Below are 6,753 nucleotides of genomic sequence, written 5' to 3' on the forward strand. Positions count from 1 at the left end.
TCGAAAGTCCCGTTTCGTTACGCAACTTTTACGGTGGTCATATGAATGCTGTTTTTCGCCTGGCAGTCGTTGAGGATTTGCCAGCATTGCTCACGCTGGAGATGCACTGTTTCACCACAGACCGGCTCACGCGCCGCAGTTTCCAATGGATGATCACCCGGGCACACGGGCAATTGTGGGTGGCCGAACGCGAGGGACAACTGGCCGGTTATGCGCTGGTGCTGTTTCATCGCGGCACTTCACTGGCCCGGCTGTATTCCATTGCGATTGCGCCCGAAGCGCGCGGCGGCGGTCTGGGCAAACAACTGCTGCAACGGATCGAGGCCTGTGCGCTTGAGCACGATTGCGCGTACCTGCGGCTGGAAGTGCGCACCGACAATCCCGCCGCCATTGCCCTGTATGAGCGCAACGGCTACCGGCGCTTCGCGCTGATCCATGACTACTACGAGGATCACGCCGACGCGCTGCGGCTGGAGAAACGCATTCTCCAGCACCGCGATTCACGCGACATCAAGGTCCCCTATTACCGCCAAACCACCGATTTCACCTGCGGCCCGGCCTGCCTGCTGATGGCCATGGGGGCGTTGCAAGCCGATCGCTTGCTGGAGCGACGCGAGGAATTGCAGTTGTGGCGCGAGGCAACCACGGTGTTCATGACCGCCGGCCACGGCGGTTGCAGCCCGCAAGGCCTGGCACTGGCGGCCTGGCGCCGGGGTTTTACAGTGCGTTTGCAACTGAGCATGACCGGGCCGCTGTTTCTCGACGGAGTGCGGGACGCGCATAAAAAAGACGTCATGCGCCTGGTGCACGACGAGTTCATGGCGCAGCTGAACGACTCCGATGTCGTTCAACTCATTGGCGCAACACTGGACCTTCCGGCGCTACTGGCCAACGGTGGGCAGCCTCTGGTGCTGATCAGCAGCTATCGCCTGACTCGTTCCAAGTCGCCGCACTGGGTAATCGTCACCGACTGCGATGAAGACTTTGTCTACCTGCACGACCCGGATGTCGATCACAGCCAGCACCGTCAGCCCATGGACTGCCAGCATGTGCCGGTCAGCCATGGGGAGTTCGAGAAGATGTGCCGCTTCGGGCGTGGCAAATTGCGGGCGGCGGTTGTGCTCTATGCCCGCTCATCCGCATGAAGGATTCATTTGAGTCCGACTTTGTACAGCGATCCGTCGGACTCATCGGTCAGCACATAGAGGTAACCATCCGGCCCTTGGCGCACATCACGGATCCGCTGTTTCAGTTCGCCCAGCAAGCGCTCTTCATGCACCACCCTGTCGCCGTCGAACTGCAGGCGGATCAGTTCCTGCGTCACCAGCGCACCGATGAAAACGTTGTGCTGCCAGGGCTTGAAGCGATCGGCATCGTAGAACGCCATCCCGGTAACGCCCGGGGACTTTTCCCAGACATGGTGCGGCCCTACCGTGCCTTCGGCGGTCTTGCCCTTGGCTTCCGGAATCGGTTGCATGGAGTAGTTGATGCCGTGAGTCGCCAGCGGCCAGCCGTAGTTCTTGCCGCGCTCGATGATGTTCACCTCATCGCCGCCGCGCGGACCGTGCTCGTTTTCCCAAACGGTGCCGGTCCACGGGTTGAGCGCGGCGCCCTGGGGATTGCGGTGGCCGTAGGACCAGATCTCCGGGCGCACGCCGGACTGGCCGACAAAGGGATTGTCATCGGGTACTTTGCCGTCGGGGTAGATCCGCACGACTTTGCCTTGCAGCTTGTCCAGATCCTGCGCGGTCGGACGGTCGTTGTTTTCGCCCAGAGTGATGAACAGATAACCGTCCCGGTCAAACACCAGCCGCGAGCCGAAGTGGTTGCCGACCGACAGCTTCGGCTCCTGGCGGAAGATCACGTTGAAGTCCTTCAGGCTTTTCAGGTCATCCGAAAGACGCCCGCGCCCCACCGCCGTTCCGGCCTTGTCACCCGCACCGCCGCCCTCGGCGTAGGACAGGTAAACGAGCCGATCCTGTTTGAAATCCGGTGACAGCACCACATCGAGCAATCCGCCCTGCCCCTTGGCCCAGACGTCCGGTACACCGGTGATCGGCGCAGACAGCTTGCCGCCGGCATCCACCACCCGCAGGTTACCGGGGCGTTCGGTCACCAGCATGCCCTGACGATCCGGCAGGAAAGCCAAGGCCCATGGATGCTCGAGCCCTCGGGTAATCGTCGTGACTTCAAGGGTGCCCTGCTCGCTTTGCAGCTCTTTGGGAGCGGCGGCGAACGCCGGGGCTGAGATCAGTGCGCTGGCACATAGACCGGCCAGAAGGGTTTTACGCAACATGCACGATTCCTTTTGTTCGTTTGAAGGGCTGACAGAAGTGGCTCTGCCATTCAACGGTTGCTCCCGCTGTCACGGGCCGGAGGATTGGGAATGAAGGTGGGGGGCTTGCTCGGAACGGAGCGCGGCGGCTGACCGTTGCCGATACCGCGGTTTTCCAGGGTCGGTGGCCGGGGCACTGGCACCGTGTTCGGCCCGCGAAGCGGCGGAGCGCTGGGCTGGGTGCCCTGCATGCTGTTGGGATTCGCCCGGCGGATCGGGCTGTTGTAGGGGTTGTTGCTGTTGCCGGTCGGACTTTGTGCCAGCAACAGCGATGAATACGTGGTTGCGCCCTCGGCGTGAACCAGCCCGCCACTGAGGGCCAGCAACGCAATGCCTAGCAGGAAACGGTTCATGAGCGGCCTCTCTGGATGTGCGTGTTTTGATGCACGTGGCTTAGAGCCTTCGAGTCCACGCTACGCCGTGGGTTCGGATTTGTTAACCCGTCACCGCTAAACAAGATGTAACACGGCTTGACCTGCCGTTTACCGCCGCCTCCGCAAACAACGGAAACTTTTGCGCCGGGCCACGGGTCCCCCGAACATCACTTGGAGAACAGCACCATGGCTCGGGCAATCTGGAAAGGCGCAATCAGTTTTGGTCTGGTGCATATCCCTGTGGCGCTGGTATCGGCGACCTCGTCACACGGCGTTGACTTCGACTGGCTCGACAGCCGCAGCATGGACCCGGTCGGCTATAAACGGGTCAACAAGGTCACCGGCAAGGAGGTCACCAAAGAGCACATCGTCAAAGGCGTGCAATTCGAAAAAGGCCGCTATGTGGTGCTCAGCGAGGAAGAAATCCGTTCGGCGCACCCGGTGTCGACCCAGACCATCGACATTTTCGCTTTCGTCGACAGTGAACAGATCCCTTTGCAGAACATCGACACGCCCTATTACCTGGCCCCCGACAAACGCGGTGGCAAGGTCTACGCATTGCTGCGTGAAACCTTGAGCAAAACCCGGAAGGTCGCCCTCGCCCGCGTGGTTTTACACACGCGCCAGTATCTGGCGGCGTTGATGCCGCTGGAGTCGGCGCTGGTGCTGGTGAAGCTGCGCTGGCCGCAGGAAGTACGCAGCCTCGATGAACTGGCGCTGGGCAGTGAAGTGACCAAGCCGCAGTTGGCGAAGGGCGAACTGGAAATGGCCAAACGGCTGGTTGAAGACATGACCGCGGACTGGACGCCCGAGGACTACAAGGACGAGTTCGAAAACAAGATCATGGCGCTGGTGGACAAGAAGGCCCATGAGGGCAAGATCGAAGACGTTGAGACCGTTGAGGGCGAAGAAGAGCGCAAATCGGCCGATGTTATCGACCTGACCGAACTGCTCAAGCGCAGTCTCGGCGGGAAGGCTCCGGCCAAACCGGCGAAGAAGACCGCCAGCAAGTCAACAACGGCGAAGAAGACCAAAAAAGCGTCGTGAAAATCAAATCGGGCGACTGTCTTTCAACAGTCGCCCGATTCGTCAGATCAGAATGAAGATCGCCAGCAGACCGCCGAAGATCGCCCACTTTTCCATGTAGTAAAGCTTGCGATTGCGCTTTTTCAGCTCTTTGCCACGCAGGCGAATCTTGTAGATTTTGGTAAACAAGCGGTTGATGCCACCGGTGCGGTCACCGGCATCGTTCGGTGCGCCGGCTGCCGACATCACGTTGCGGCTGAACCAGCCGTTGAATGCCGCTGCCCAGCGGTACTTCATCGGACGTTCGACGTCACAGAACAGGATGATGCGGTTCTGGTCAGTGGTGTTTTCCGCGTAATGAATGAAGGTCTCGTCGAACATCACCGCTTCGCCATCACGCCAGTGATAGTTCTCGCCATCGACGTTGATGTAGCAACCGGCATCGTTCGGCGTTTCCAGACCCAGGTGATAACGGTAGGAACCGGCGTACGGGTCGCGGTGACGCACCAGTTTCGAGCCCGGCGGCAATTCGGCGAACATCGCGGCCTTGATCGAGCCGATGCTCTGCACCAGCTCAGTGGTGCGCGGGCACAGTTGCAGCGCCGACGGGTGGCTGTCGCCGTACCACTTCAGGTAGAAACGCTTCCAGCCGGTCTTGAAGAACGAGTTGAAACCAACATCGTCGTACTGGTTCGAGCGCTTGATCTCGCCGGCACGCAGCAGATTGCGGCCTTCCTCGCGGATCTCTTCCCAGTGCGTCTGCAATGGAGTCAGGTCGGGGAAGTCTTTCGGGTCCAGATACGGGGTATTGGGCTTTGTCGAGAACAGATAAAGGAAGCAGTTGATCGGTGCCAGGAACGAAGAGTGATCGCTCAGTTGACGACCTAGTTTGTGGCGCACGCGCCCCCGCAGGTGAACGTATGCAATGGAAATGACATATACAGCGGCAATGATGAGTTTCACGGAAATCGTCACACGTCAGAAGTGAACAAACTGCGCGCCTTTCAGGCGTTGGCAACAGGCCTTTCGCAGTGTCTGAATACAAAACAGCGTCCCGGTGGCACATCCCTGAGCCCGCGCGCTGGAAGGGCGCCGGGTGAATGGATGGCATTTTAGCCACAGTTTGTAACCAATAGTGAACCTTCATCTGTGAAAAACTGTCCCGCGATTGCACCAATCGGCACTCCGGGTGTCACTGCCCTATCGTTTAAAGAGCCAGACCAGTACAATCGCCGCCAAACTTTACGCGCCCCCTTGGTTGATGACGGGAATTGCCTCGCCTCAGCGCACTTCGACTCGGGCCAAGCGCTCCGGCCGCACCTCGCTTTTCAGAATGCTTCGCAGGAAAAACCTTTGATTTCTACAGCTAACATCACCATGCAGTTCGGCGCCAAGCCGCTGTTTGAAAACGTTTCGGTCAAATTCAACAACGGCAACCGTTATGGCCTGATCGGCGCCAACGGTTGCGGCAAGTCGACCTTCATGAAAATCCTCGGTGGCGATCTTGAGCCGTCTGCCGGCCAGGTAATGCTCGAGCCGAACGTGCGCCTGGGTAAGCTGCGTCAGGATCAGTTCGCCTACGAAGAATTTACTGTGATCGACACCGTGATCATGGGTCACGAAGAGCTGTGGAAGGTCAAGGCCGAGCGCGACCGCATCTACTCGCTGCCGGAAATGAGCGAAGAAGACGGCATGGCCGTGGCCGAGCTGGAAACCGAGTTCGCCGAGATGGACGGCTACACCGCCGAATCCCGTGCCGGTGAACTGCTGCTGGGTCTGGGCATTCCGCTGGAACAGCATTTCGGCCCGATGACCGAAGTGGCGCCAGGCTGGAAACTCCGCGTTCTGTTGGCCCAGGCACTGTTCTCCGATCCGGAAGTGCTGCTGCTCGACGAACCGACCAACCACCTGGACATCAACACCATCCGCTGGCTGGAAACGATTTTGACGGCGCGTAACAGCACCATGATCATCATTTCCCACGACCGTCACTTCCTGAACAGCGTCTGCACCCACATGGCCGACCTGGACTACGGCGAGCTGCGTCTGTTCCCGGGCAACTACGACGAGTACATGACCGCGGCGACCCAGTCCCGCGAGCAACTGCTGTCGGACAACGCCAAGAAGAAAGCCCAGATCGCCGAACTGCAAACGTTCGTCAGCCGCTTCTCGGCCAACGCCTCGAAAGCCAAACAGGCCACTTCCCGTGCCAAGCAGATCGACAAGATCCAGCTGGCCGAGGTCAAGCCATCGAGCCGCGTGAGTCCGTTCATCCGCTTCGAACAGACCAAAAAGCTGCACCGTCAGGCCGTGACCATCGAGCAGATGTCCAAGGGCTTCGACGGCAAGACCCTGTTCAAGAACTTCAGCTTCACCGTTGAAGCCGGCGAGCGCGTAGCGATCATCGGCCCGAACGGCATCGGCAAGACCACCCTGCTGCGCACCCTGATGGGCGAACTGACCCCGGACACTGGTTCCGTGAAGTGGACCGAAAGCGCGGAACTGGGTTACTACGCTCAGGACCACGCCCACGACTTCGAAGACGATGTGAGCCTGTTCGACTGGATGGGTCAGTGGACTCAGGGCGAACAAATGATCCGTGGCACCTTGGGCCGCATGCTGTTCTCCAACGACGAGATCCTCAAGTCGGTGAAGGTGATCTCCGGTGGTGAGCAAGGTCGCATGCTGTTCGGCAAGCTGATCCTGCAAAAGCCGAACGTTCTGGTGATGGACGAACCGACCAACCACCTGGACATGGAATCGATCGAGGCGCTGAACCTGGCGCTGGAAAACTACCCGGGCACGCTGATCTTCGTCAGCCATGACCGTGAGTTCGTATCGTCCCTGGCCACGCGCATCATCGAGCTGAGCCCGAACGGCGTGACCGACTTCAGCGGCACCTACGACGATTACCTGCGCAGCCAAGGCGTGGTGTTCTGAGTCGAATCGAGCGGTAAACAGAAAGCCCTGTCCTTGTGACAGGGCTTTTTTTTGGTTCTTCACGGATTACCGGGAAAC

The 6,753-nt window shown here is 59.6% G+C and carries 6 protein-coding genes; 3 read left to right on the forward strand and 3 right to left on the reverse strand.

The annotated features are described in order from the left end of the window. The first annotated feature begins 41 nt into the window (after positions 1 to 41). Positions 42 to 1,145, forward strand: coding sequence for a GNAT family N-acetyltransferase/peptidase C39 family protein (locus AC1MDC_RS26595; RefSeq protein ID WP_085696256.1), 1,104 nt, complete (start codon positions 42 to 44; stop codon positions 1,143 to 1,145). A 5-nt stretch (positions 1,146 to 1,150) separates the two neighbouring features. Here AC1MDC_RS26595 and AC1MDC_RS26600 read toward each other — a convergent pair whose 3' ends face one another. Then, positions 1,151 to 2,296: a PQQ-dependent sugar dehydrogenase gene (locus tag AC1MDC_RS26600; RefSeq protein ID WP_480394040.1), complete on the reverse strand. Its 1,146-nt coding sequence runs from the start codon at positions 2,294 to 2,296 to the stop codon at positions 1,151 to 1,153. Between the two features lie 50 nt (positions 2,297 to 2,346). After that, positions 2,347 to 2,688, reverse strand: a complete 342-nt coding sequence (locus AC1MDC_RS26605; protein ID WP_085696258.1) for a hypothetical protein — start codon at positions 2,686 to 2,688, stop codon at positions 2,347 to 2,349. A gap of 207 nt (positions 2,689 to 2,895) precedes the next feature. Here AC1MDC_RS26605 and ku point away from each other — a divergent pair, with 207 nt between their 5' ends. Further along, positions 2,896 to 3,756 carry a non-homologous end joining protein Ku gene (gene ku / locus AC1MDC_RS26610; RefSeq protein ID WP_085696259.1) on the forward strand — a complete coding sequence of 287 codons (861 nt, stop codon included), beginning with the start codon at positions 2,896 to 2,898 and terminating at the stop codon, positions 3,754 to 3,756. Positions 3,757 to 3,798: 42 nt separating this feature from the next. On the opposite strand, the gene lpxO is transcribed toward ku, so the two are convergent. Continuing rightward, on the reverse strand, positions 3,799 to 4,698 hold the full coding sequence (gene lpxO / locus AC1MDC_RS26615) for a lipid A hydroxylase LpxO (RefSeq protein WP_480394041.1): 900 nt from the start codon (positions 4,696 to 4,698) through the stop codon (positions 3,799 to 3,801). Positions 4,699 to 5,088: 390 nt separating this feature from the next. On the opposite strand from lpxO, the gene AC1MDC_RS26620 reads away from it, so the two are divergent. Continuing rightward, positions 5,089 to 6,675, forward strand: a complete 1,587-nt coding sequence (locus AC1MDC_RS26620; RefSeq protein WP_085696331.1) for an ABC-F family ATPase — start codon at positions 5,089 to 5,091, stop codon at positions 6,673 to 6,675. The last annotated feature ends 78 nt before the right edge of the window (positions 6,676 to 6,753 follow it).

This window comes from Pseudomonas sp. 1 (assembly GCF_056626735.1).

Bases quoted from the DNA above. Each gene is read 5' to 3' on its own strand.
- AC1MDC_RS26605 (WP_085696258.1), bottom strand. From the start codon at position 2,688: ATGAACCGTTTCCTGCTAGGCATTGCGTTGCTGGCCCTCAGTGGCGGG.
- ku (WP_085696259.1), top strand. From the start codon at position 2,896: ATGGCTCGGGCAATCTGGAAAGGCGCAATCAGTTTTGGTCTGGTGCAT.
- AC1MDC_RS26600 (WP_480394040.1), bottom strand. From the start codon at position 2,296: ATGTTGCGTAAAACCCTTCTGGCCGGTCTATGTGCCAGCGCACTGATC.
- AC1MDC_RS26595 (WP_085696256.1), top strand. From the start codon at position 42: ATGAATGCTGTTTTTCGCCTGGCAGTCGTTGAGGATTTGCCAGCATTG.